We start from the raw sequence: 26,107 nt of genomic DNA, 5'->3' as shown, positions 1-26,107 counted from the left end.
CGCTTCGCTCCGGCGTGTTCGCGGCGTTGTACGGAGTACTTGAACGAGATGTACTGACCTTCAGCAACGCATGAAACAGCGCCCCGGGTTTCTGAACCGGGGCGCTGTTTTCGTGTGGTGGTCCTATTCGGCCATGAGGTAGCGGCGGGCTCGTTCGGAGCGGCAGATGTCGTCGATGGCGATGCTGATCTCGCGCAGGGCCTCGGTGGTGCCGGTGCGACCGGTGAAGGCGCTGGCGGGGCGTAGGCGGCAGGTGAAGCTGATGAAGCCGTGGTCCTCACCGGCGAGGTCGTGCAGGTAGGGCGAGCGCACGCCGTAGGTCAGGGCGGAGATGACGGTGAAGCACTCGTTGCGTTCGCGGTATTCGGAGAACAGGTCGTGCAGGCGGTGGAAGACCGCGGTGTAGGTCGACAGTGGCGCGAAAACCGCTGCGCGGTAGGCCGGTCCGCGTTCGGACGTGCTGATCACGGTGTCGGCGAGATATTCCGCGTCGCGCAGGGTGAGCACCTTCGGGGAGAACATCAGCGCACCGGCGGCGGCGTTGCGGACCGGCATGCCCGCTCGTCCGCCCGCGGCCGAGGCGATCGCGCCGAGGGATTTGCGCGCGCGGGAACCGAGTTCGCGGCGGGCCCGCAGGGTGGTCGTCGCGGTGGTGGGATGCAGGCTGGACCACTGGCCGAAGCGCACCGTGCCCAGCTGGATGTTGCCGGTGCCGACCGGGCGTGAGACCCGCAGCGGCGCGGTGTCGACCCAGCGTCCGACCTGCAACATCGCATCGCCGGGATGTTCGATCGCGTCGAGGGTGTGCTCGACGAAACCGTCGAAATCCAGGAAGCGGTGCGCGTCGGAGGTCAGCCAGGTGTGGTCCTTGTCGACCTCGACGGCCTGCAGGGTGAGCGCGGTGATGATGCCGGTGCGACCCGCGCCGCCGAGGATGCGGTGGAAGCGTTCGGCGTGGTGGTTGCGCCCGCAGGTGCCGAATCTGCCTTCCGGATCGACGTATTCGAGCGCGAGGACGTTGTCGCTGAACATGCCGTACCGGTGCGAGGCGGTGGACAGCCCGCCCACCGCGGCGAATCCGCCCGCGGTGATCTCCCGGTGGTCGCCGACGATGGGCAGGCCCAGTCCGTGCGCGGCGAGGGTGCGGTCGATATCGGACAGGCGTGCGCCGGCTTGCACCCGCACCTGACGGGCCTCGGCGTCCACCGCCTGCACGCGGTTCATCCGGCGCAGGGACAGGACGATGCGGCGGTCGGGCGGGCCGGGTTCGTCCTCGTTCTCGCTGCTGCGCTCGCCGCCGCGGACCGTCAGTGGTTGCGGCCGTGAATCTCGCACGGTGCGAACGACATCCGCGGTATCGCGCGGTAGATATTCCTCCGGAAGGGCGGCCAGCGACGTGCTCATGGCCTCACAGCTAACCACAGTTGCACCCCTCCCGTCTGCCCCGAAGGTGTGGCGGATCGGCGACTCGCCGATGAACATATTTCCCGGCGGGTTGATCAGGGCGATTCCGGTGCGCCACAGGAGATTAGACGCCCGACGTGGCGGTCCGGTCCGGTCTTGCGGAGGGTCTCCGACCCGGTGCCGGTCGGGAGCGTTTGCACCAGGGCGAATTGGTGCTCTGGATGCTGGTGGGGCAGTTGGTGAACCAAGTGGCCGAGCTGAGCGGCATTGTCCGCGGACCGGGCGTCAGCCGGGTTGGACGGTTGTCAGCGGTGCGGTGGTGTCCTGGCGTAGGGCCGCGGTGAGCGCGTCACTCACCGCACGCGTCGCGGTGCCGAGTGCGGTGAGCTCCTCGGCCGACAGCAGGGTGTCGGGGCAGGCGACGACGGCGGCGGTCACCGTGGAGCCCAGGAAGATCGGAGCCGCGACGGTGACGACGGCATTGGCCGGGCCCAGTTCGTCGGGCAGGTAGTCGATGGTGATCAGATCGGCGATCATCGCGCCGAGCCGGTTGCGCAGCGGATCGGTGACCGGCGAGTCGCGCAGCGCGGCAAGCGCTTCGAGCATCGGGGCCGAATCATCGGCCAGCCGCTCGACCGAATAGCCGCGATTGCGCACCGCCGCCAGGACCGCGACCAGGCGGTCGCGATGCGCCGGATCGGCATGGCCGAGCCAGGCCTGGCGGTCGGACTCGGGCGCCCAGGCCAGGAATTCGCGGACCACCGGCGGCGCGAGTGGCAGGCGGCGGCCCGGCCGGATCCATGGCAGCGTCGGGGTGCCCGCGACCTCGGTGATGACGATCGCGCCGTCCTCGCGCTCGGCGAGGAAGACCGGAATGCCCTGACGTGCGGAGAACTCGCGGATGGGGGTCAGGGCCAGGCGGCGCAGCGGGAACGCGGCCTCGGCGCGGCGGGCGACGGTGAGCAGGCCCAGGCCCAGCCCGTAGTTGCCGTCGGCGTCCCGCACGGTCCAGTGATCGGCGGTGAGCTGGGTGAGCACCGCGTGCGCGGTGGCGCGGGACAGGTCCGTCTCGCGGACGATCCGGGCCAGTGAGAGATGGTCGCCGACGTGGCGGGACAGCAGCCCGATCACCTGGACGACGCGGTGGGTGGGCGGTGAGGCGGGCGCGGCCGAACCAATTTCTGAAACAGGTTCTTGACCGGCGTGGCGCTTCGGGCCTATCGTCGGTGTCACAATATCGAACGATAGCGTCGAATATTCGACATCGCAACTACGGTCAGGATTCCGGCGGATGGTCGGAGACAGGCGCGAGTGGTAAGAGCGATGCGAACGATCCGTCGCGGTGAGTGGGTGAGAAGTGTGATGCGGACGGGATACGAGCTGTCGCATCTGGCGGCCTTGGAGGCCGAATCGGTGCATATCTTCCGTGAGGTCGCGGCGACCTTCGAACGGCCGGTGCTGCTGTTCTCCGGCGGTAAGGATTCGGCCGTGATGCTGGAGGTGGCGCGCAAGGCGTTCTGGCCCGCGCCGCTGCCGTTCACGCTGATGCACATCGACACCGGTCACAACTTCGACGAGGTGATCGAGTTCCGCGATCGCGCGGCCGAGCGGGCCGGGGCGCGGCTGGTGGTGGCCCGGGTGCAGGACGACATCGATGCCGGCCGGGTGCACGAACGTCCGGGCGAGACGCGCAATCGCCTGCAGACCACGACCCTGCTGCGCGCTATCGGGGAACACCGCTTCGACGCGGTCTTCGGCGGTGCGCGCCGCGACGAGGAGAAGGCGCGGGCCAAGGAACGGGTCTTCAGCTTCCGCGACGAGTTCGGCGCCTGGGAGCCGCGGGCGCAGCGCCCGGAGATCTGGAATCTCTACAACGGCAGACATCGTGCGGGCGAGCACATCCGGGTGTTCCCGCTGTCGAACTGGACCGAACTGGACATCTGGGAGTACATCGACCGGGAGGCGGTGGATCTGCCCTCGCTGTACTACGCGCATCGGCGGCAGGTGTTCCGGCGGGACGGAATGCTCCTGGCCGACAACCGTTTCCTGACTCCGAGCCCGGACGAGCCGCTGTTCGAGGCGACCGTGCGCTTCCGCACCGTGGGCGATGCGACCTGCACCGGATGCGTCGAGAGCGAGGCCGCCGATCCGGCAGCGGTGATCGCGGAAACCGCCGTCACCCGGCTGACCGAACGCGGCGCGACGCGTGCGGACGACCGGATCTCCGAGAGCGGCATGGAGGATCGCAAGCGAGAGGGCTACTTCTGATGAGCCGCAATCTGTTACGTCTGGCGACCGCGGGCAGCGTGGACGACGGCAAGTCCACGCTGATCGGCCGGCTGCTCTACGACTCCAAGAGCCTGTTCAGCGATCAGCTCGCGGCCATCGAACGGGTCAGCGCGCAACGCGGCGACGGGGCGGCGGACCTGGCGTTGGTGACCGACGGGCTGCGCGCGGAACGCGAGCAGGGCATCACGATCGACGTCGCCTACCGCTACTTCGCCACGCCGCGAAGGAAATTCATCATCGCCGACACCCCGGGCCATGTGCAGTACACCCGGAACATGGTGACCGGGGCGTCCACAGCTGATCTGGCGCTGATCCTGATCGACGCGCGCAAGGGTGTGGTCGAGCAGACCCGCCGGCACGCCTTCCTCGCGGCGCTGCTGGGCGTTCCGCACCTGGTGGTGTGCGTCAACAAGATGGACCTGGTGGATTTCTCGCAGGAGCGATTCGACGAGATCCGCGCCGAGTTCGCCGATTTCGCCGCCAAGCTGACCGTGGGTGATCTGAGCTTCGTGCCGGTGTCGGCGCTGCTGGGCGACAACGTGGTCGAGACCTCCACGCGGATGCCGTGGTATCCCGGCCCGCCGCTGCTGGCGCATCTCGAGGATGTGCACATCGCCTCGGACCGCAATCTGATCGATGCCCGCCTGCCGGTGCAGTACGTGCTGCGGCCCTCGGTCGACGAACCGCGCAGCTATGCCGGGACGGTCGCGGGCGGCATCTTCAAACCGGGTGACGAGGTCGTGGTGCTGCCGTCCGGGCAGACCAGCCGGGTCGCGCGGATCTGGGGTCCGGGCGGGACCAAGGTGGACGAGGCGTTCACCGGAATGGCCGTCTCGCTGGCGCTGGAGGACGAACTCGACATCGGTCGCGGGGATATGCTCGCGCGTCCGGGCAATCGGCCGCACATCGATCGCGAGATCGATGCGACGGTGTGCTGGTTCGACGACGAGGCGGTGCTGCGGCCGGGTACGGACTACACCGTGCGCACTGCGGCCCAGTCCGCGCGGGTGCGGGTCAGCGGGCTGGACTATCGCCTGGACGTGAACACCCTGCATCGTGTCGAGGATGCGGAAGGTCTGGGGCTCAACGACATCGGCAGGGTGCGGCTGCACAGCCGGGCGCCGCTGATGTTCGATCCGTATCGGGACAACCGCCGCACCGGCAGCTTCATCCTGGTCGACGAGGTGACCAATCGGACGGTGGCCGCGGGTATGATCCTGGCACGCGAGACCGGGCGGCGCGAGGAGATCGTCTGGCACAGTTCGGCGGTCGATCGCGCGGATCGGGCCAGTGCCGGGGCGACGCTGTGGCTTACCGGGCTGTCGGGTTCCGGCAAGTCCACGATCGCCGTGGAATTGGAACGGCGACTGGTGAATTCGGGTCGCCCGGCCTATCTGCTCGACGGCGACAATCTGCGGCACGGGCTGAACGCGGATCTGGGTTTCTCCGATTCGGACCGCCGGGAGAACATCCGGCGCGTCGCCGAAGTCGCCGCCCTGTTCGCCGATGCCGGTGTGGTGGTGATCGTTTCGCTGATCAGCCCGTTCGCCGAACAGCGCGAGCAGGCCCGGCAGGTGCATGCGGACCGGGGGCTGCCGTTCGGTGAGATCTTCGTCGACACGCCTCTGGAACTGTGCGAGCGCCGCGATCCCAAGGGACTGTATGCGCGGGCGCGGGCCGGGGAGATTCGCGACTTCACCGGAATCGACTCGCCGTACGAGCGCCCCGAACACGCCGATGTCGTCATCACTCCCGAGGACGGCACACCGGCCGAGGTCGCCACCCGAATTCTCGAATCGCTGCGACCGTAGCAGCGGCACAACGTAAACCATTTCCGACGAATCAGGAATCGAATGGACAACCCACCCGCAGCGGCGAATACGCCGGCCACCCCCGAACCATCGCTGACCGAGCCGTTCCAGGCCGCGATCGCCGAGGCCGAAAGATTGGTGGCCGCCGCCGATTTCATCGACAGCGAAGCAGATCTCGCCGAGGGGTACGAATATCTCGCCGGGAGTATCGCCGCGGTACTGCAGTTGTCGGGGGTGCACGGTACGAGCCATCCGCAGTTCGTCACCTCGACCGGCCCGTACACCAAGATGGGCCTGGACAATCCGGATACGCTCTATTACCACGCGAATGTCGAGCCCGGCGCGGAATATCTGCTCACCGGAACCCGCGGCAGCACCGTGGATCTGAGTTTCCAGGTGCTGAAGGGCGATTACACCGCCAGCGATGTGCCCAACGGCGACGACGCGTTCGACGACCGCCGCCTGCAGATCGACGAGGACGGCGGCTACCGGTTGCGATTCGGCCCGCCCAAGGACGATCCGGGACCGAACTACTTCGTGCTAGGCGAGGGCGCGTCGATGTTGGCGGTGCGCGAGGTCTACGGCGACTGGGCGAACGAGCGCAAGGGGACCATTCGCATCGAGCGCGTGGACACCATCGGAACCGCCCCTCTCGCAGCGGATCCGGAGAAGTTGCGCAAACGCTACCGGGCAGCGGCACGGCAGTTGGTGCAGCGCATCCACACCTGGTTCAACTTCCCGAAGTGGTTCTATCTGGACCTGCCGGTCAATACGCTGACCGAACCCCGGCTCACCCCAGGCGGGCTGAGCACGCAGTTCTCCTCGGTCGGCCATTTCGATCTGGCCGAGGATCAGGCGCTGCTGATCACGGTGCCGAAATCCGATGCGCCCTATCAGGGTTTCCAGCTCGGCAGTCGCTGGTACATCTCGCTGGATTACGTGAACCATCAGACCAGCCTGAACAGCGCTCAGGCACAGGTGGATCCGGACGGCATGATCCGCATGGTGGTGTCGGCGGGCAATCCCGGCATCGCCAACTGGCTGGAGACCACCGGACGCCGGCGCGGCATCCTGCAGTTCCGCTGGCAGCGGGTCGATCGGGCGATGACCGCCGCCGACGGTCCCACCGTGCAGCTGCTCGCACTGGACGAGGTCGCCGCTCACCTGCCGCACTACGAGACCAACAAGGTCGACGAGAGTGGTTGGCGGGCAAGGATTGCCGAGCGTCAGCGGGCGTTCGCGGACAGGATGCCGGCATGACCGGGTCAGCGTCGGAGGCAGCGGAGCGCAACCCGGTCATGCCCATCGGACACAGCATGCTGCTCGCCGATAAGGTGGTCGTGGTCAGCGGCGTGGGGCCGGGACTGGGGCGGTCCATCTGCTTGCAGGCCGCGGCACAGGGCGCGAAGATCGTCCTGGCTGCTCGGACCGAATCGCGGTTGGCCGAGGTGGCGGCGGAGGTCGAGGCCGCGGGCGGCACGACCTTGAGCGTGCCGACCGATATCACCGACGACGCCGCGGTCGCGAATCTGATCACCCGCACGGTCGACACCTTCGGCCGGGTGGACGCGCTGGTGAACAACGCGTTCTCGGTGCCTTCGATGAAACCGCTGGAACGCACCGACTTTCAGCAGATTCGTGACAGCGTGGAACTCACCGTGCTGGGCGGACTGCGGGTGACCAAGGCATTCACCGACGAGCTGGCCAAATCCAAGGGTTCGGTGGTGATGATCAATTCGATGGTGCTGCGCCATTCCGAACCCCGGTACGGCAGTTACAAAGTCGCCAAGGCGGCACTGCTGGCGATGTCGCAGACTCTGGCGACCGAGCTGGGGGACAAGGGAATTCGCATCAACACCGTCGCACCCGGCTATATCTGGAGCGATCAGCTGAAATGGTATTTCGGCGAGGTCGCGAAGAAATACGGCATCACCGCCGAGCAGGTGTACGAGCAGACCGCGAGCCGCTCGGATCTGAAGCGACTGCCCGAACCCGACGAAATCGCCCGCGCCGTGGTGTTCTTCGCCTCCGACTGGTCCAGCGCCGTCACCGGCCAGACCCTCGACGTCAACTGCGGCGAATACCACTCCTGAAGGAATCGAACACATGACCCTACGTACCGACGTCGGCACGATCGAGGATCTGCACGCCTCGGCGACGAAAGCCTGCGGGCTCACCGATTTCGGGGCCGACGACTACACCGAGGCGCTGGGCGTCCTGCTGGAGTCGTATCAGCGCGATGCCGAGCTGACCGAACTCGGCAGCAAGATGAATCGCTACTTCCTGCGCGGGGCACTGGTTGCCCGCGCGTTGAGCGAAGCGTCTTGGAAGGCGCATCCCGAATACGTCGAAACCCCGGTCACCAGGCCGATATTCGTGACCGGGCTGCCGCGCACCGGCACGACCGCACTGCATCGGCTGCTCGCCGCCGATCCGGGACATCAGGCGCTCGAGATGTGGCTGAGCGAGTATCCGCAGCCGCGCCCGCCGCGCGAGACCTGGTCGCAGAACCCGATCTTCCAGCAGATCGATGCCGGATTCGCGCAGCATCACGTGGAGAATCCGGAGTTCATGGGCCTGCACTACATGTCCGCCGCCGAGGTGGAGGAGTGCTGGCAGCTGTTGCGGCAGACCGCGAAATCCATCGCCTACGAGAGTCTGGCCTGGCTGCCGACCTATTCGCAGTGGCTGCAACGGCAGGACTGGACCAACGCCTACGTCCGGCATCGCGAGAATCTGCAGCTGATCGGCCTCGGTGACGAGCGCCGCTGGATCCTGAAGAATCCCAGCCACCTGTTCGCCCTGGACGCGCTGCTGAAGGTGTACCCGGATGCGCTGATCATCCAGACCCACCGCGATCCGGTGACCGTGCTGGCCTCCTCCTGCAGCCTGTCCGAACACGCCACCAAAGGCTGGTCGAACACGTTCTCCGGCAAGCGGATCGGTGAATCGCAGCTGGAGCTGTGGTCGCGCGGGCTGCGCGAGTTCACCGCCGCGCGGGAACGGTACGACGCGGCGCAGTTCATCGACGTCGACTTCGCCGATCTGCGGGCGGATCCGCTCGGCACGATCGAGTCGATCTACCGGCGGTTCGGCATCGAATTCACCGATGCCGCGCGGGCGGCCATGACCGCCCTGGACCAGGAGAGCCGCAGCGGGGACCGCAAACCCGCGCACCGGTACGAGCTGGCCGACTACGGGCTCACCGAGGATCAGGTCAGGGCGCACTTCCCGGGCTGATCCGGGGGGTCGGCGCGGCGCGGACCCGGGTGGTCCGCGCCGGCGCGACCCGCCCACCGGCGATGATCGTTTTGGCGTGTCCAGCGCATATCGCCTAAGTTCCGAAATCGCCTTTGTTGTGGGCGGATTCGGGGCCGGAGGACATTGTGGTGAGTGAGGCTGTGCGTGACGAGGTCAATATCGTCATCTTCCGGTACGGCGAGTCCGGGAAGATGGCCGATACGACCGTTCCGGTACTGGTGGAGGACGGGTATCGGCAGGCCTGGCGGACGGTGATCCGCCAGCACGGGATGACCGCCGAGTCGGTCACCGGCATCGCCTCGGACTGGGCGCCCACCGAGGCCGACGAGAGCTTCCTGCGGAAGAACTTCCCGAACCTGCGGGAGGTCTCCGCGGCCTTCACCCGGCCCGAACCGGACGGCTGGGATCAGGCCCTGGCAGTGGCCGAGCAGGCGCGGCAGGAGGCCGAGCGGCAGCTCGAACAGGAGGAGCGCCGACGCGCGAATCGTACCGACCGCGAGGCCGGTTCGGACGAGCCGCTGATGATTCCGATGTTGCGCACCACGGCGGAGCCGCCGCCGCTGATGGCCTCCAGTACGTTGATTCCCGGGCAGCTGTACGTCGTGGTCGCGGGTGTCGCGCCGACGCCGCAGGGTTCGCTCGGCATGCACTGGGTGCTCGAAAAGCAGGTTCAGGACGCGGGTTTCACGTTCGAGGACGTGCTCGCGGAGGCGAATGCGAACCTGGGCGAGGGCCTGCGCACGGTGCTGCGCGGCGAGACCGCCCGCGACCGGGTCGTGCATTTCCAGGGTATCGACTCCCGCCACATGCCCGCCGCCGCGCTGGCGCTGCCGGGCTTCACCGATCGAGTGGCCGGTCTGATCGGCGGTGATCGTTTCGTCGCGGCCTTCCCGTGCGAGGACCATCTCTACTTCGCCCGTGCCGATACCGATGCCGCGGGCACCCTCGCCGATCTGGTCCGCGAACCGCACGACTGCGGCTCGGAGCTCATCCCCACCGTCGTACTTCTGGAGCCCGCCGGTATGCGCGTCCTGGTGCAGTTCCCGCACTGATCCCGGATCGGTCCTCGCGGCTGCCGTGGCAAGCGAGCATCCAATATTTCTGGCGTTGAGCGGTATTCGGCCTGTGCGGGCGTCGCTCACCGTTGACTCAAGATGGTAACGATAGTTATCTTCTGAATATGGTTGCGCGGACGAAGGTTCCCCTGATCCGGCTCTGGCTGGCGGTGTTGGCGGGGTATCTGGCGCTGGGGGCGACCGTGCAGGAGATGCCCACGTTCGTGGCGCGGCGGCTCGACGGCGGGGCCGTGTTGAGTGCGACCGCTGTGGGAATCGCGTTTCTGGCCACCGCGATCGGACGGCCCTTCGCCGGGGGCGCGGCCGATAACGGGTGGGCCCGGCCGGTGGTGCTGCTCGGCGGGATACTGACCGCGATCGGTGGGGTCGGACATCTGATCGCGCCCGATGCGGCGGTGCTGCTGGGGTCGCGGCTGGTGATGGGGGCGGGGGAGGCCGCATTGTTCTCCGGGGCGCTGCCGTGGGTACTCGCGGGGACGGAGCCGGATCGGCGCGGGCGGATGGCGGGATGGTTCGGACTATCGATGTGGGGCGGATTGTCCGCGGGGCCCGCGCTGGCCGGGGCGGTGGATTCGGCCGCCGGATATCGCGGGGTGTGGTGGGTCGTGGTCGCACTCGGAGCGGCTTCGGCGGGCCTGACCGCGGCCACCCCGCGCGGCGTGCCCGGTGCGTCCGGGGCCGGCGTGTGGTGGCGTCTCGCGGATCTGGTGCCTGCGGGAATCGGACTGCCCGGCTTGGTGTTCGGGCTCGCGGCCTACGGGTACGGGACGATCTCCGCGCTGGCCGTGCTGTATCTGCGCAGCCTGCACGGCGGGGGTGCGGGGGCGGTGCTGTCGCTGTTCGCCGTCGCCTTTCTGATCACGCGATTCGCGGGGAGTCCGCTGGTCGATCGCCTCGGCGGGGTCGGTATCGCGACATGTTCACTCACCGTGGAATCCGCGGGACTGTTGCTGGCCGGACTGATCCGGACCGAACCGGCCGTGCTGACCGGGGCGGTGCTCGCCGGAGCCGGGCTCGCGCTGATGTATCCGGCGACGGTGGCGATCACGCTGCGCCGCACCGGGCCGCTGCGTCCGGGTGCGGCGGTCGGGGCGGTGACCTCGTGCTGGGATCTCGGCATCATGGTGGCCGGGCCGGTGGGCGGTCTGCTCGCGGTCGGCGCGGGATATCGCACCGCCTTCGTGGTGGCGGCGGTCCTGGGGATCGGGGCCGCGGTGCTCGCGAGTACCCTGCTGCGCAGACCGGTCCAGGCTGCCGCACTCGTGCCGGAGATACGAAAATGAGGTGATCCGATGCCGGTCAGGGCCGGAGAGACGATCGATCCCGATGCCACCCGCGCCCGGGTGCTGGACGTGGCCGCGCGGCTGTTCTACGAGCGCAGTCTCGCCGCGGTGGGCATGCGCGAGATCGCGTCGGCGGCCAACGCCTCGCCCCTGACCATCTACCGGTACTTCGAGTCCAAGGAGGGACTCGCCGAAGCGGTGGTGCGCGAACGCAGCGATCGCATCCACGCCTGGCTGGCCGCGGGGCTGGCCGAGGTGCCCGCGGGCCGCGACCGGGTGACGGCGTTGTTCGACCTGCTGACGCGCTGGTTCGCCGAACAGGGTTTCCGCGGCTGCGCGGTGGTCAACTACGCCGCGGACAGCCGCGGCGGGGACGGTGCCCGGGACATCACCCGCGGTCACCTCATGCGATATCGGAAGCTGTTGCAGCAGTTGCTGACCGAGGCCGGTGTGGCCGATCCCGCACCGCTGGCCCGGCAGTTGCTCCTGCTCGTCGAGGGGTCCACCGTGGTCACCCAGATCGACGGTGACGGCGCCGCGGGGGCCGATGCCCGCGCGGCGGCCGAGACGCTGCTGGATGCGGCGCTCGCCCGCGCACCGGGCAGATCGTGAGAAAGGTTAACGTGGTCGGCGAGAACCGAAGGAGCGCTTGATAATGACCGAGTTCGCGAATCTGGAAGAGTTCACCGCCGCTGTGGGCACCGAGATCGGTGTCAGCGACTGGATGACGATCGATCAGCAGCGTGTGGACACCTTCGCCGACGCCACCGGCGATCACCAGTGGATCCACGTGGATCCGGAGAAGGCGGCGAAGGGGCCGTTCGGCGGGCCCATCGCGCACGGATTCCTGACCCTGTCGCTGTCGGTGCCGCTGATGAACCAGGCGACCACCGTCGGTGGGATCCGGATGGGAATCAACTACGGGCTCAACAAGGTCCGGTTCATCACCCCGGTTCCGGTGGGCGGGCGCATCCGCGCCCGCGTCACCCTGGACTCGGTGCGTGAGATTCCCGGCGGCATCCAGGCCGAACGCACCGTCACCATCGAACTCGAGGGTGCGGACAAGCCGGCCTGTATCGCTCAGAGCATCGCTCGTTACCTGTCCTGATCCCGGGACCGCTAGCGCGGCATGAAAGGAATCACCCGCAGCGGAGCCTGATCCGGGGTGAGGGTGCCGATCACCGGCACACCCGCGCTGACGAAATCGCCGACGGCGCGGCCGACGTGGTTCGAGGAGGTGACCACGACCGCGCTGCGCGCACCGATCGAATCCATCACATGGTGGGAGTACCGCGCGTTCTGCACGGTCGTCTCGGCCTTCGTCTCGGCGTGGATGCGACCTGCCGGGATGCCGTGCGCGATCAGCCATCCGGCCATCGCCTGCGCCTCGGTGACGCCGTTGTGTGGATTGCCGCCGGTGACGATCACCGGCGCCGCGGGCGCGAGGATCGCCTGCACGTATCCGGCCTGGAGCCGCTCGATCAGCTCGGGCCGCATCCTGCCGTCCGGTTGCAGGCCGTAGCCGAGAATCACGATGGCGGTGTCGGTGCCGTATCCGGCGGTCAGCGGCAGTCCCGGCAGCTGAATCGCGGTGGGGTGCAATGCCGCGAGTAGATCGGTGGGGAAGTGCGCGAGCGGATTCGGGGGGACGGGGTCGGCGGCCGCGGGCCCGGCGGCTCCGAAGATCGCGGTCGCGGCGGTGGCGAAAAGTACCACCCGTGTGGCCGCGACGGTGTGTCGGCGGGGGCGTGGGCTGGAACGGAACCTGATGAACATCGGACCTCCCGGGGGATTTGCCGCAGCAGGGTGATCAATGCCTTTCGATGATCACCCCGGAACCCGCGGACTCCCCGCCTATGACGGAAATACACGCCGAATTCCGAAAGACGCGAGACAAATCTGTGCAGGTTCCCAGACCGTGTGGTGACTTGCTCCGGCAACGTGGGTGATTCGGCCGTGCGGGGGCGAAGCCGCGCGTGTCGGCTCCGGTCCGGAACATCGGTCGGCCGGACCGACCAGGCAATCCACCGCGGATCACCGATGACGTGATGTCCGGTTCGCCTACCGTGGGCCGAGCCGTCGAGTCGCTCGACGGCGAGGAATCGGAGGGGGCCAATGAGTACGGCCGACAACGGCATACGAGTGCCGCAGACACCTCGGACGGTCTTCGCGAATCGCTTCGCGGAACTCTACGAGGCCGCCGGGAATCCGACGCTCAAACGCGTCGCCACAACCGCCGGTGCGCGGATGCGGGCCGCCCGCGCCAAGGGACAGGGTGGCGGGGTTTCCGCCCAGCGGATCAGCGACTGGCGAGCGGGACGCAATGTGCCCGCCAAATTCGACGCGCTGGTTCCGGTGCTGCTGACCTTGATCGAGCAGGCGCGCAAATCCTGCGATCCGGTACCGCCCGCGTTACTGGATGTGCGGGAATGGCAGCGCATCTGGGAGGCGGCGGTCGCCTGGACGGCCGATGCCGATCCGCAACTGCCCTGTCCGTATCCGGGGCTGTCGGCCTACCGCCGTGAGGACGCCGCGCTGTTCTTCGGACGTACCCGCCCGACCGCCGAACTGGCCGGGCTCGTGCGTGCCACGGCCGAAGGGGACGGCGGCATCGTCGTGCTGGTCGGTGCGTCCGGGGCGGGAAAGTCCTCGCTGCTGGCGGCCGGCGTGGCCCCGCAACTGGCCGAGGACGGCCGGGACAGTGTGATCCTCACGCCCGGCGCCCGGCCGCTGACGGCACTGCTGGGCGCGATCGGATACGCGGGGGACGCGGACCCCGACGAGGCCGCCGTCGCGGAAGCGTTGGCGCACTGGGCCGGTGCGGACCGGCGGCTGCTGGTGATCGATCAGGCCGAGGAGGTGTTCACCCAGTGCCACGACGAAACCCAACGCGACCGATTCCTGGCTGCCCTGGAACATCTGGCGATTCGCGACGACACCGATCCGGTGGCGGTCGTCCTCGCGGTCCGCGCCGACTTCTACGCCGCCTGCCTGGACCATCCCGTGCTCGAGGACGCGCTCAAACATCGCAGTTATCTGCTCGGGCCGATGCGCCTGGACGAACTGGCCGAGGCGGTCACCCGTCCGGCCGAAATGCTCGGCTGTGAACTGGAACCCGGCCTCGAGGAACTGGTCATCACCGAACTGTGCGGGATCGGGCACGCCGAACAGCGCCACGCCTACGATCCGGGCGCACTGCCGCTGCTGTCGCACGTCATGACGGCCGCGTGGGAGCGGCGCTCGGGTAGGCGGCTGACCATCGAGGGATACCGTGCGGCCGGCGGCGTCGTCGGTTCGGTGTCGGCGACCGCCGAACGAGCCTGGACCGGTCTGAGCGAATTCCAGCAGGCAGCCGCCAAACAGGTCCTGCTCGGATTGATCACCGTCGGCCGGGATTCGCGGGACACCCGTCGGCGGGTGTCCCGGGAGGAGCTGACCCGCCGGGCGATCGAGGCGGCCGACGCCGCGCTGGAGGCGCTGGCGCGCACCCGGCTGATCACCCTGGACGCCGAAACCGCTTATCTCACACACGAAATCGTCCTGGACGCCTGGCCGCGCCTGCGTACCTGGCTGGATGAGGATCGGGTCGGCTCGCTGGAACGTCAACGGCTGCACACCGATGCCGCCGACTGGGCCGCGCAGGGCCGGGATCCCTCGCTGCTGTATCGGGGTGCGCGGCTGGAGTCCGTTGCCGAACACGCGGCGGGCGGTTCGCTGGCTCCCGTCGCGGACGAATTCCTGTCTGCCTCGCAGGCGGCGCGGCGTCGGCAGCGGCGGAATGCGATGGCGGTGCGGGCGGTGGTGGCGTTGTTGTGCGTCGTCGTGGTGGTGCTGGCGGTGCAGGCGCGGTGGGAGAGCAATACCAATGCGCGGCAGCGGGATGACGCTCGGTTGGCCGCTGTGCTCGCGCAGGCCGAGCGGATGCAGAGTACGGATCCGTCGTTGTCGGCTCAGTTGTCGGTCGCGGCGTATCGGATGCGGCCGAATGATCCGACGGCTCGGGCACAGGTGCTGGCGTCGCAGAATCTGGCGGTCGGTACGCCGCTGCCGGGCGGTGAACCAGGGCAGTACATCACCTATCGGCCGGACGGCCGGGTCGTCGCCGCGGTCGGGTTGTCGGGGCGGGTGACGATGTGGGACATCGCGGATCGCCGGAATCCGCGTGTGCTGGGCCGGATTTCGATCGGGAGTCCGGGCCGGATCGAATTTGCTCCGGATGGTCGGATGCTGGCCGTCACGAACAGTCTCGGCACGACGCAGAACATCGAGCTCTGGGATGTCGGCGATCCGGCCCATCCACGGCAGACGGGCGCCCGATGGGATTCCGCTGGGACCATGGCATTCGCGCCGACCGGGCGGACGCTCGCCGTGCACACCCGAGGCACGGTCGTGCTGTGGAACGTGGACGATCCCACGCGACCGGTGCAGTTGGGCTCGATTCCTGCTGAAACCTCCTTTGCCGAAGTGGTTTTCGGGCGATCCAAACCTGTTCTGGCGGTTCAGGGTGACGACGGCGTCCATGTGTGGGATGTGGCCGACCCGACTGTGCCGCAACCGCTCGGAACCGTCGGATCGGGGGGCGCGGCAGAACCCATTGCACTGTGTCCCGATGGCCGGACACTGGCGCTGCAGAGTGCCGACCCGACGACCTCGGGTCTACAGATGTGGGACATCGAGGACCCGGGTCGTCCGCGTCGGCTGACGCCTCCGGCCAGCGGGCTGAACTCCGCCGAAAGCCCGACGCTCGATGCGGAATGCACACTCGCCGTGGTGCGGTCGGACAGAGCGATGCGCCTGGTGCACCTGACCGACCCGGCCGATCCGGTGCCCACCGATATCGTCCTGAGCCGAGGTGCGGACCTGGTCTGGTCAGTGGCGTTCGCCCCGGTCGGTCAGGACCTGGTCACTGCGGGTAGTGGCGGGCCGGTGCTCTGGACATTGCCGCCCTCGACGGTCCTCGCACCGACCGGCTTCCCGACGCTGCCTGTCTTCGGTCGCGATGGGCACACCCTGCAAGCGACCGGCAATGTCTGGGACATCCACGAGAACGCACTGCACTCGCGCGGAGTGATCGAACATCCCCGCGAGCAGATCACGCAGGAGCAGCCGATACCCGACGGACGCACGGAGTTGGTCTTCCGCGAGGACGGTGCGGAGTCGGTGCTGCAACTGGTCGACGTCGTCGATCCGGAACATCCGCGGGTCGCGGGGACGTTTCCGGGCAAGGGAGGGCCGGTGACCGTGAGTCCGGACGGTCGCCTGGTCGTGACGTACCCGCCGTACTCGATGTACGAGCAGCTGTGGGACATCTCGGATCGGTCCCGGCCTCGAGCGGCCGGGCAGATACCCAACCCCGCCACCGGACAATCCGTCCAGACCCTCGAGTTCCGGCTCGATGGACGTCAGCTGGCGGTCACCGGTATCCGTGGACGAATCCAGCTGTGGGACACGAGCGATCCGAACCGGCCCATGCTCTCGGGACAGTTCGAGTCCGGGCAGCCCAATGCCCGGTCGTTGTTCGCGCCGGATGGCCGGACCCTGGCCGTCACCGATTCGGTAGCGCACACGGTGCGGTTCTGGGATGTGCACGATCCCACGCACGCACGGGCGCTCGGTGGTCTCGTCGGTGGGGTGGGGACACCGATCGATCGGGTCGTCTTCGATCCTCGTGGTGATCGTTTCATGACGGTCGGTGCGGATATGGCGATCCGGCTCTGGGATTTCACCGACCCCGCACATCCCACCCCACTGGGCGGCTCGATCATTCCGCCGACGGATTCGAGGTTCGGCTGGAACCTCGCGTTCGCGCCGGACGGCAGCCACCTCGTCGGGACCAACGCACGTGGCGAAATCCGTTGGTGGGACCTCAATCCCGATCGTGTCGCGCACCGAATCCGCCAGGACTCGAAGGGAGCGCTGACCGCCGATGTGTGGCGGCGGTACCTACCCGGAGTGCCGTACCGGGCCGCATGCGAAAAGCAGGCGTAAGGAGCGAATCGGGGGCCTCGGGCATCCGTAGGGGATGAACCGAGGCCCTGCGGCAGGAGATGAGCCGAGGCTCGTGCGGCGACCTCGCGTGACGCGGGATCGCGCGATCAGTCGTCGCCGAGCTCGTTGCTCAACGCCGCCCAACGCTCCAGCAGCTTCGTGGCCGCACCACCGTCGACGGCCTGCGCGACCCGATCGAGCGACGCGGCCAGCGCGTCGTGAATATCGCCCCCCGCCGACTCGGGAGTCAGCTCGTACGCCACGATCGCGGCCGCGGAGTTCAGCAGCACCGCGTCGCGGACCGCACCGGGGGCCCCGGCGAACATCTCGCGGGCGATGGCGGCGTTGACCTGGGCGTCGCCACCCCGCAGGGCTTCGGGCGGAACCCGCTCGATACCCAGCCGCGTCGGGTCGACGGTCGTCTCCGAGACGCTGCCCCCGGTGACCACCCAGACGTCGGTGGTGTCGGCGGTGGTGATCTCGTCCAGACCGTCGTTCCCGCGCACCACCAGGGCGTTCTTCTCACGTCCGGCGAAGGCCCCGGCGATCACGCCGACCAGGTCCGGGAAGGCGCAGCCGATCAGTCCGGCCTGCGGCTGGGCCGGATTGGTCAGCGGACCGAGCACGTTGTAGACGGTCGGGATGCCGATCTCGGCGCGGGCGCGTCCGGCGAACCGCAGGCCGGAATGGAATATCGGGGCGAAACAGAAACCGATGCCGACCTCGCGCACACACCGCGCCACCGATTTCGGGCCCAGCGCGATCTTCACCCCCAGCGCCTCGAGCACGTCCGCGCCGCCACTCTTGGAGGAGGCCGCCCGGTTGCCGTGCTTGACCACCGGAACTCCGGCCGCGGACACCACGATCGAGGACATCGTCGAGATGTTGACCGTGCCCGACCGATCTCCGCCGGTGCCGACGATATCGATCGCCGGACCCTCGATCGGCACCCGCCGGGACAGCCCGAGCATGGCGTCGGCCAGACCCGCCAACTCCGACGGCGTCGGGCCCTTCATCTTCATCGCGACGCCGAACGCCGCGATCTGGGCCTGAGTGGCGTTGTCGGAGAAGATCTCATCGATCGCCCACGCGGTGTCCTCCGTGGTCAGATCGACCCCGTCGGTGAGGGCCCCGAGAATCTGGGGCCAGCTGCGCGCGCTCATCAACCTCTCCTGTCGCAAGTGCCGCATCCCGGCTACCGGACAATCAGCCTAATGGGATGTGTCGAGTCATTTCTCCGCGCGGTTGCCCTGACGAATCAGGACCGTGGCGGCTGCAGGGCATCCCAGCCCACGGCGGTGCCGTCGTGACGTTGCGCCAGACTCGCCATGCGCGAACGTTCCTGCGAACAGTGCAGGGCATCGAGTATCTGCACTCGCTGCAAAAGCAGATCCGCTGTCGCCGGGCTCGTCTCACCGGGTTCGGCGGGGGAGTAGCCGTCCTGCGCGGCCAGCGCGGTCACCGCCGCCACCTGTTCGGCCGGGATACGCAGATGATGCCGCAGCATCGCCGGAACGTCGGGAGCCCAGTGTCGCGCGGCCCGCTCCAGCGCGGCCGAACAGGACTCCGCGTCATCGAAACTCGACACCACGACCACCAGATCTGTGCGCTCCGGATCCCATCGCGCAGCACCCCCGCGACCGGTCCAGCGCTGCCATGCCGACCGCCATCCCATACCGACCTCCGTACCCGTAATCGTCCGTTTTCGGCGACGCCGCGCCCGTCCGGAACATCACCACAGAAATCGCGCCCGCGCGAGGCGCGACGGGCCGACCCGGGTACCTTACGCACCCTCGGAACATGCTGCGACCAGGCAAGATCGACTCTCTTGCCGAACACGCCGAAGTCGCTGGGAGAGGTCGTAATGCCCTACGAATTCCGACATCGGACAGCAAGATTCGCACCCGAGTACTCCCGTCGTACTACGGCGAGTCATACTTACCGGCGTGACGACCGCAGTAGGGACACCAGGATCGGCCATAACCCAGCGTGTGCACTCGCTGAACCGGCCCAACATGGTCAGCGTCGGAACCATCATCTGGCTGTCGAGCGAGCTGATGTTCTTCGCCGGCCTCTTCGCCATGTATTTCGTCGCCCGCGCGCAGGCCCACGGCAACTGGCCGCCGGAGCCGACCGAGCTCGACATGAAGCTCGCGGTACCGGTGACGGCCGTGCTGATCGCCTCCTCGTTCACCTGCCAGATGGGGGTGTTCGCCGCGGAGAAGGGCGACGTGTTCGGACTGCGGCGCTGGTACGTCGTGACCTTCATCATGGGTCTGTTCTTCGTCTGCGGCCAGGCCACGGAGTACCACGGCCTCTACAGCGAGGGCACCTCGATCTCCAGCAGCGTCTATGGCTCGGTGTTCTTCATCACCACCGGCTTCCACGGTCTGCACGTCATCGGCGGTCTCATCGCGTTCATCTTCCTGCTGATCCGCACGAAGGTCTCCAAGTTCACTCCGGCGCAGGCCACCGCGGCGATCGTCGTCTCCTACTACTGGCACTTCGTCGACATCGTCTGGATCGGGTTGTTCGCCACGATCTACTTCGTCCGCTAGCCCGGCGCCCAACAAGAGCATCAGTCGGTTCCGTCTACTCCAAAAGGGACACAGATGAGTTCATCTCCCCCGTCAGTGCCTGAAGAGCCCCACAGCGGGGCCGGGAACGCGCAGGCCACCAAGACCCGCAAGCAGCGCCGGATGCGCCGGAAGCTGGCCGGCGGGTTGGTTCTTCTGATGGCTCTGGTAGGAGCCGGCTTCGCTGCCTCGGCACTGACCCCGCACGCGCAGGTCGCCACCGCGGACGAGGATCAGTCCGCCCTGATTCGTCAGGGCAAGCAGCTCTACGACACTTCCTGCATCACCTGCCACGGCGCGAACCTGCAGGGTGTGCAGGATCGCGGCCCCAGCCTGATCGGCGTCGGCTCGGCCGCGGTCTACTTCCAGGTTTCCAGCGGTCGGATGCCCGCGCCGTCGAACTCCGCGCAGATCGTGCGCAAGGAGTCGAAGTTCGACGAGACGCAGACCGACGCGCTGATGGCCTACATCGCGTCCAACGGCGGCGGTCCGTCGGTGGTTCGCGACCCGGACGGCTCGATCGCCCAGGAATCGCTGACCAAGGGCGCCGACCTCGGCGTCGGCGGTGAGCTGTTCCGGATGAACTGCGCGTCCTGCCACAACTTCACCGGTAAGGGCGGCGCGCTGTCCTCCGGCAAGTTCGCCCCGCCGCTGAGCCCGGCCAGCGAACAGCAGATCTACACCGCGATGCTGTCGGGCCCGCAGAACATGCCGAAGTTCTCCGACCGGCAGCTGACCCCGGACGAGAAGCGCGACATCATCGCGTACATCAAGAACCGCACCAAGTCCGACCCCGAGGGCGGCTACGGTCTCGGCGGCTTCGGTCCCGCGACCGAGGGTCTGGCCATGTGGATCATCGGCATCGTCGGTGTGGTCGGTGCGGCGATGTGGATCGGATCCCGCTCATGACAGACAAGGAGAACGACGACATGGGTCGGCCGGACGACGGCGGTGCCGTCAAAACAGGTGCCGATGGCAGTTCCGCGAGTTCCCACGATGATCTGAACCCGACCGAGGAGCAGCTCGACGCGATGTCTCGCGACGAGCTGGTCGAACTCGGCACCAGGCGGGACGGCGTCGATGTCGCCTACCGCGCTCCGCGCTGGCCGGTTCCGGGCACACGCGCGGAGAAGCGGGCCGAGCGTCAGGTGGCGTTCTGGTTCGTCGTGTCGACGCTCGCCGGTATCGCACTGATCGGGGTCTTCCTGTTCTGGCCGTGGCGGTACAAGGGCCGCGACGAGTCCGGCGCGGGCATCTACTCGCTGACCACTCCGCTGTACGGCCTGCTGCTGGGTATCGCGGTGCTGGCCGTCGGCGTGGCCATGGTGCTGATCCGCAAGAAATTCATCCCGCCGGAGATCGCCATCCAGACCCGGCACGACGGCCCCTCGGACGAGGTGGAACGTCGTACCCTCGCCGCCCAGCTGGGCGATGCGCTGGACACCTCCACCCTGGCCCGCCGCAAGCTGATCACCCGCACCGCGGGCCTGGGCCTGGGCGTGCTGGGCGTGGGCGCGCTGTTCGTCTTCGTCGGCGGTCTGATCAAGAACCCGTGGGCGCAGGGCAAGAAGTCGCCGCTGTGGGTGTCCGGCTGGACGCCGGACTACGCCGGTCAGACCGTCTTCCTGCGCAAGGACACCGGACGTCCCGAGGACATCGTGCTGGTGCGTGCCGAGGATCTCGACGCCGGCGGCATGGAGACGGTGTTCCCCTGGAAAGAGGAGTGGCGCGGTAACGCCGAGGAGACCCTCCAGTCGCTGCGCGGCGTCCGCAACGCGGTCATGCTGATCCGCTTCCGTCCCGAGGACGCTGCCAGGGCCGTCAAGCGCCGGGGCCAGGAGAGCTTCAACTTCGGCGACTACTGGGCCTACTCGAAGATCTGCACCCACCTGGGCTGCCCGACCTCGCTGTTCGAGCAGCAGGACAGCCGCATCCTGTGCCCGTGCCACCAGTCGCAGTTCGACGCCCTCCACTGGGGTAAGCCGATCTTCGGCCCTGCCGCGCGAGCCCTGCCGCAGCTGCCGATCACCGTCAACTCCGAGGGCTACCTGGTCGCCAACGGCGACTTCATCGAGCCGCTCGGCCCGGCCTACTGGGAGCGTCGTTCATGAGTCCTGGAAAAGCGGCCGCACAGGCCAACGAGATGGACGAGCGGTACCGCGCTGCCGCATTCGTCAAGCGCTCGATCAACAAGGTCTTCCCGACCCACTGGTCGTTCCTGCTCGGTGAGATCGCGTTGTACGCGTTCATCATCCTGCTGCTGTCGGGTATCTACCTGACGCTGTTCTTCGATCCGTCGATGACCGAGGTCGTCTACAACGGCTCGTACCAGCCGCTGCGCGGCGTGTCCATGTCGCGGGCGTTCGAGTCGGCGCTGGACATCACCTTCGAGGTGCGCGGCGGTCTGTTCGTCCGCCAGGTGCACCACTGGGCGGCGCTGCTGTTCGCCTGCTCGATCATCATCCACCTGCTGCGCATCTTCTTCACCGGTGCGTTCCGCAAGCCGCGCGAGGCGAACTGGGTGATCGGTTCGCTGCTGCTGATCCTGGCGATGTTCGAGGGCTTCTTCGGTTACTCGCTGCCGGACGACCTGCTCTCGGGTACCGGCCTGCGCGCCGCGTTCGGCGGTATCACGATGGGTATTCCGGTGATCGGCACCTGGATGCACTGGCTGATCTTCGGCGGTGATTTCCCGGGCACGATCATCATCCCGCGTCTGTTCATCGCGCACGTGCTGCTGTTCCCGGGCATCATGCTGGCGTTGATCGCGGCGCACGTGGCGTTGGTGTGGTACCAGAAGCACACCCAGTTCCCCGGACCGGGCCGCACCGAGAAGAACGTCGTCGGTGCGCGCATCGTCCCGGTGTTCGCGGCGGACCAGGGCGCGTTCTTCATGTTCACCCTGGGCATCGTCTCGATCATGGGTGGCGTCCTGCAGATCAACCCGATCTGGAACCTGGGTCCGTACAACCCGTCCCAGGTCTCGGCGGGTTCGCAGCCGGACTTCTACATGATGTGGACCGACGGTCTGGCTCGTCTGATGCCGCCGTGGGAGCTGTATCTGGGCCGGTACACCATTCCGGCTCCGGTCTGGGTGGCCCTGCTCATGGGCCTGGTGTTCATGGTGCTGATCGCCTACCCGTGGATCGAGAAGCGCCTGACCGGTGACGGCGTGCACCACAACCTGCTGCAGCGTCCGCGCGACGTGCCGGTGCGCACCGCGATCGGTGCGATGGCCCTGGCGTTCTACCTGGTGCTGACCCTGGCGTGCGTCAACGACATCATCGCGCTGAAGTTCGACATCTCGCTGAACGCGACGACGTGGATCTTCCGCATCGGTCTGCTGACCGCGCCGCCGATCGCCTACTTCCTGGCGTACCGGATGTGCCTGGGTCTGCAGCGCGCCGACCGCGCGGTGCTCGAGCACGGTATCGAGACCGGCGTCATCAAGCGTCTGCCGCACGGTGAGTACATCGAGGTGCACCAGCCGCTGGGTCCGGTCGACGGTCACGGCCACCCGATCCCGCTGGAGTACCAGGGCGCGACGGTGCCGAAGAAGATGAACAAGCTGGGTTGGGCCGGTAAGCCCGGCGCCGGTTCGTTCCTGCGGGCCGATCCGGCCGGACAGGCCGCCGAGCAGACCACCTACGACAACGAGCAGCACCACAAGCAGCTCGAGATCCTGGCCGAGTACCAGGATCAGAACGCGGGCGGCGGCGAGGACGAGCACGGCCACTGAGTTCGCTCACCAGCAAGGCCCCGAACCGGAAACGGTTCGGGGCCTTTGCTTTTTTCAGGTGTGACTCGGCGGCCGGGGCGGGTTCATTCGCCGATCGAGAATCCGGCCTCGACCTCGGCGCGCGAATAGGATTTGAACGCGATGTGTGTGGTCGTGCGCAGCACGCCCGCGGTCTTGTTGACGTGCCCGGTGACCACCTCGGCGATCTGTTCGTGATCGCGCACCCGCACCACCGCGATCAGGTCCACATCGCCCGCGCACGAGTACACCTCGGCCACACCTTCCAGATCCGCCAGCGCCTGCGCCGTTTCGGGGATGCGGGCGGCGTCGGCGTGGATCAATACGATCGCGGTAATCATGCAGTGAGTCTAGATGGGGTGTGCTCCGGACCTGCGGGAAGAGGGCGGACCGGTGGGGTGTCAGGATTCGGTGCCGGTGAGATAGTCGCGCCCGGCCGATTCGGTGCGGGCGGCGGTCTCGGCGCGTTCGACCCAGGTCAGCCAGGGGCCTGCGCCCAGGCGCGGTTCGGCGTAGCCGTCGCTGGTCCGGACGATGCGGGTGCCGGGTTGTGCCAGCCACGTGACGATGAGTGCGGTCTCTTCCGGTGGCGCGCCGCGCAGCGGGGGATGAGATCGCTCGTCGGCGGAATCGGTGCCGGGCAGTGTGGCAGCGGGTGTGCTGGTGCCGTCGAGGCGGGTGGGGACGACGGTTTCCGCGGCCGCGACGAGACCGTCGACCACCGGCATCGGCGGGACGCCGCGGGCCGCGGATCCGGCGGCGGCCAGACGCCCGTAGCGGATCACGGCGAAATCCCATCCGCCCGCCTCGCCGCGGCGCGCGGCCACGAGTTCGGCGATGCGGGCCAGTGCCGCGAGCCGCTGGGTGCGGCGCAGGGCGCGCACGACCGCGACGGTGCGATCGCGCACTCGGGCGGCGACCTCGAAATTCTCGGCGTCGGAACAGGTTTCGAGACGTTCGCGCATGGCGTGCAGCGGCAGATCCGAGCGGCCGTCGAACAGGTCGCGTACCGATTGCGCCGTCGGTGCGTATTCGGTTGCGGCGGTGAGGATCCCGGACCGGCCCGCCGGACAGCCGCCGACCGTGGCCGGTGGGCAGTGCGCGCCGTGCCGGCCGGTGCGGGGGATGCGGGTGGTGCAGGTGCGCAGGCCGCAGTACTCGGCGAGGGTGGCGGCGATCTCGGTCGCGGCGGCGCGGGATCCGAACGGCCCCAGAGTATCCCGGGTCGGCGTGCGGGTGATGGCGAAGCGCGGGAAGGGCTCCTCGGTCAGGGTGATCCACCAGGCGCGTTGCGGGAATTTCGAGCGTCGGTTGTAGGGCGGGGTGTGCGCGACGAGCAACCGTAGCTCGCGCACACCGGCCTCGAGTCCGTGCGCGCACGGGACGTGCTCGACCCGCGTCGCGAGGGCGACCATCTCCCGCATGCGCGGCCGGGTCTCCGATCCGGTGAAGTACGTGCGGACCCGGCGACGCAGATTCACCGCCGTCCCCACATAGAGGACTTCGTCCGAGGGCCCGCGGAACAGATACACCCCGGGCACGGCCGGCAGATCGGCGGCGAGGAAACGTTTGGAGCGCTGCCGCTTGGTCACCGCGGGCAGATAGTCGGCCAGTTCGGTCAGGCTGTGCACGCCGAGATTGCCGACCCGGCCGATCAACGCGTGCAGGACATCGACGGTGGCGCGGGCGTCGTCGAGCGCGCGGTGGGTGGGGCGGGTCTGCGCGCCGAACAACTCGGCCAGTGCCGACAGGCGCACGGTGGGCGCCTCGTCGCGCGGCAGGATCCGCCGGGCCAGTTGCACCGTGCACAGGACCTGGAAGCCGGGCCAGGCGGTCGCGCACCGGGCCGTGGCGGCCTTGAGGAAGCCGATGTCGAACCGGGCGTTGTGCGCGACGAGAACCGACCCGGCCGCGAATTCCAGGAATCCCGGCAGCACCGCCTCGATCCGCGGCGCGGTGCAGACCATCGCGGTGGTGATCCCGGTGATCTGCATGATCTGCGGCGGGATCGCGCGACCCGGGTCGACCAGGGTGGCGAATTCGCCCAGCACCTCACCGCCGCGCACTTTTACCGCGCCGATCTCGGTGATGGCGTCGCCTTCCGGGCTGGTCCCGGTGGTTTCCAGATCCACCACGACGAAGGTGATGTCGTACAGCGGAGTGTCCAGGTCGTCGAAGGCCAGCTGGGCCGGGCGCGGCGCGGGAGGGGACACGGCGGCAGCGTATCGACTGGGTACGACAGGAATCGCCGATGCGGTCGATGCCGCCGATATCTCGCCGCACTACCCGATACATGCGGTCTGTTTCAGGGTGAAACACATAAATGTGGCCAGGGTCACAATGATTCGTTTTGCGAATCAGTCGGCCGAAATTCCAGGAGGCTTGGCGAGCGATACGCGAGCGCGCGCGTCCGGGGCCGATCGCATGCGGACCGTACGGTTGAGTACGTGCTGCGAACACACTGCCCACATGCTGATTTCCCGATCGGGGCGATCTGAAACCCTCTTTCGAGAGATCGCTTCGGCACGCTGATGTGCTCCCGGGAAATCGCAGGTCACCTCGGGTTGTTATGGTTTCGTGATTGGTGTGACATATCTCCCAGGAATTCGTGCTCGTAAAAGTTGCCGACCTCTGCTGGCCGTGTCTGCGGCTTTACAACGGA

Annotated in this window: 21 protein-coding genes; 14 read left to right on the top strand and 7 right to left on the bottom strand. The window is 67.9% G+C overall.

Annotated features, from left to right (window positions below):
- Positions 1-123: 123 nt before the first annotated feature.
- Positions 124-1,404 (bottom strand): FAD-binding oxidoreductase, encoded by a 1,281-nt coding sequence (locus K7711_RS35125; protein ID WP_222974995.1) that lies wholly within the window; start codon positions 1,402-1,404, stop codon positions 124-126.
- A 285-nt stretch (positions 1,405-1,689) separates the two neighbouring features.
- Positions 1,690-2,637 carry a helix-turn-helix domain-containing protein gene (locus tag K7711_RS35120; protein WP_308015091.1) on the bottom strand — a complete coding sequence of 316 codons (948 nt, stop codon included), beginning with the start codon at positions 2,635-2,637 and terminating at the stop codon, positions 1,690-1,692.
- Between the two features lie 90 nt (positions 2,638-2,727).
- Here K7711_RS35120 and cysD point away from each other — a divergent pair, with 90 nt between their 5' ends.
- From cysD to K7711_RS35075, 9 genes are all read left to right on the top strand, one after another.
- Positions 2,728-3,672 carry a sulfate adenylyltransferase subunit CysD gene (gene cysD / locus K7711_RS35115; protein ID WP_222974991.1) on the top strand — a complete coding sequence of 315 codons (945 nt, stop codon included), beginning with the start codon at positions 2,728-2,730 and terminating at the stop codon, positions 3,670-3,672.
- Entirely contained in the window at positions 3,672-5,504 is a 1,833-nt protein-coding gene (cysC, locus tag K7711_RS35110; RefSeq protein ID WP_222974989.1) for an adenylyl-sulfate kinase, read from the top strand. Before cysD ends, cysC begins: the two co-directional genes overlap by 1 nt.
- A gap of 42 nt (positions 5,505-5,546) precedes the next feature.
- Positions 5,547-6,764: a hypothetical protein gene (locus K7711_RS35105; protein WP_222974987.1), complete on the top strand. Its 1,218-nt coding sequence runs from the start codon at positions 5,547-5,549 to the stop codon at positions 6,762-6,764.
- 38 nt (positions 6,765-6,802) lie between these two features.
- Positions 6,803-7,597 (top strand): SDR family oxidoreductase, encoded by a 795-nt coding sequence (locus K7711_RS35100; RefSeq protein WP_372460219.1) that lies wholly within the window; start codon positions 6,803-6,805, stop codon positions 7,595-7,597.
- A gap of 13 nt (positions 7,598-7,610) precedes the next feature.
- Positions 7,611-8,744 carry a sulfotransferase family protein gene (locus K7711_RS35095; protein WP_222974985.1) on the top strand — a complete coding sequence of 378 codons (1,134 nt, stop codon included), beginning with the start codon at positions 7,611-7,613 and terminating at the stop codon, positions 8,742-8,744.
- 149 nt (positions 8,745-8,893) lie between these two features.
- Positions 8,894-9,817: a hypothetical protein gene (locus tag K7711_RS35090; RefSeq protein ID WP_222974983.1), complete on the top strand. Its 924-nt coding sequence runs from the start codon at positions 8,894-8,896 to the stop codon at positions 9,815-9,817.
- Between the two features lie 128 nt (positions 9,818-9,945).
- Positions 9,946-11,124 carry an MFS transporter gene (locus tag K7711_RS35085; protein WP_222974981.1) on the top strand — a complete coding sequence of 393 codons (1,179 nt, stop codon included), beginning with the start codon at positions 9,946-9,948 and terminating at the stop codon, positions 11,122-11,124.
- Between the two features lie 9 nt (positions 11,125-11,133).
- Positions 11,134-11,736, top strand: coding sequence for a TetR/AcrR family transcriptional regulator (locus tag K7711_RS35080; protein ID WP_222974978.1), 603 nt, complete (start codon positions 11,134-11,136; stop codon positions 11,734-11,736).
- Between the two features lie 43 nt (positions 11,737-11,779).
- Positions 11,780-12,232, top strand: coding sequence for a MaoC family dehydratase (locus K7711_RS35075; RefSeq protein WP_222974976.1), 453 nt, complete (start codon positions 11,780-11,782; stop codon positions 12,230-12,232).
- An 11-nt stretch (positions 12,233-12,243) separates the two neighbouring features.
- On the opposite strand, the gene K7711_RS35070 is transcribed toward K7711_RS35075, so the two are convergent.
- Entirely contained in the window at positions 12,244-12,900 is a 657-nt protein-coding gene (locus tag K7711_RS35070) for a YdcF family protein (protein WP_222974974.1), read from the bottom strand.
- 339 nt (positions 12,901-13,239) lie between these two features.
- Between K7711_RS35070 and K7711_RS35065 the strand changes: the two genes are divergently transcribed.
- Positions 13,240-17,112 (top strand): NACHT and WD repeat domain-containing protein, encoded by a 3,873-nt coding sequence (locus K7711_RS35065; RefSeq protein WP_222974972.1) that lies wholly within the window; start codon positions 13,240-13,242, stop codon positions 17,110-17,112.
- Positions 17,113-17,219: 107 nt separating this feature from the next.
- Here the strand turns inward: K7711_RS35065 and trpD are convergent, their stop codons facing one another.
- Positions 17,220-18,275, bottom strand: coding sequence for an anthranilate phosphoribosyltransferase (gene trpD / locus K7711_RS35060; protein ID WP_222974970.1), 1,056 nt, complete (start codon positions 18,273-18,275; stop codon positions 17,220-17,222).
- 95 nt (positions 18,276-18,370) lie between these two features.
- Positions 18,371-18,787, bottom strand: a complete 417-nt coding sequence (locus K7711_RS35055) for a hypothetical protein (protein WP_222974968.1) — start codon at positions 18,785-18,787, stop codon at positions 18,371-18,373.
- Between the two features lie 271 nt (positions 18,788-19,058).
- Between K7711_RS35055 and ctaE the strand changes: the two genes are divergently transcribed.
- From ctaE to qcrB, 4 genes are read left to right on the top strand one after another with little or no spacing between them, the layout of a single operon-like run.
- Positions 19,059-19,670 (top strand): aa3-type cytochrome oxidase subunit III, encoded by a 612-nt coding sequence (gene ctaE / locus K7711_RS35050; protein WP_222974967.1) that lies wholly within the window; start codon positions 19,059-19,061, stop codon positions 19,668-19,670.
- 54 nt (positions 19,671-19,724) lie between these two features.
- Positions 19,725-20,597 carry a cytochrome bc1 complex diheme cytochrome c subunit gene (qcrC, locus tag K7711_RS35045; protein WP_222974965.1) on the top strand — a complete coding sequence of 291 codons (873 nt, stop codon included), beginning with the start codon at positions 19,725-19,727 and terminating at the stop codon, positions 20,595-20,597.
- Positions 20,594-21,799 carry a cytochrome bc1 complex Rieske iron-sulfur subunit gene (qcrA, locus tag K7711_RS35040; RefSeq protein WP_268929582.1) on the top strand — a complete coding sequence of 402 codons (1,206 nt, stop codon included), beginning with the start codon at positions 20,594-20,596 and terminating at the stop codon, positions 21,797-21,799. The genes qcrC and qcrA overlap by 4 nt, the downstream gene beginning before the upstream one ends.
- Positions 21,796-23,427 carry a cytochrome bc1 complex cytochrome b subunit gene (gene qcrB / locus K7711_RS35035; RefSeq protein WP_222974963.1) on the top strand — a complete coding sequence of 544 codons (1,632 nt, stop codon included), beginning with the start codon at positions 21,796-21,798 and terminating at the stop codon, positions 23,425-23,427. Before qcrA ends, qcrB begins: the two co-directional genes overlap by 4 nt.
- A gap of 83 nt (positions 23,428-23,510) precedes the next feature.
- On the opposite strand, the gene K7711_RS35030 is transcribed toward qcrB, so the two are convergent.
- Together K7711_RS35030 and K7711_RS35025 are read right to left on the bottom strand one after the other, a co-directional pair.
- Complete coding sequence (locus K7711_RS35030; RefSeq protein WP_040821092.1) at positions 23,511-23,786, bottom strand: Lrp/AsnC family transcriptional regulator; 276 nt, start codon at positions 23,784-23,786, stop codon at positions 23,511-23,513.
- A gap of 60 nt (positions 23,787-23,846) precedes the next feature.
- Positions 23,847-25,658 (bottom strand): DEDD exonuclease domain-containing protein, encoded by a 1,812-nt coding sequence (locus tag K7711_RS35025; protein ID WP_222974961.1) that lies wholly within the window; start codon positions 25,656-25,658, stop codon positions 23,847-23,849.
- Positions 25,659-26,107 lie beyond the last annotated feature (449 nt).

It is taken from the genome of Nocardia coffeae, from assembly GCF_019890715.1.
Lineage (GTDB): Bacteria > Actinomycetota > Actinomycetes > Mycobacteriales > Mycobacteriaceae > Nocardia > Nocardia jiangxiensis.
This window is presented reverse-complemented; position numbering and strand designations above follow the sequence as displayed.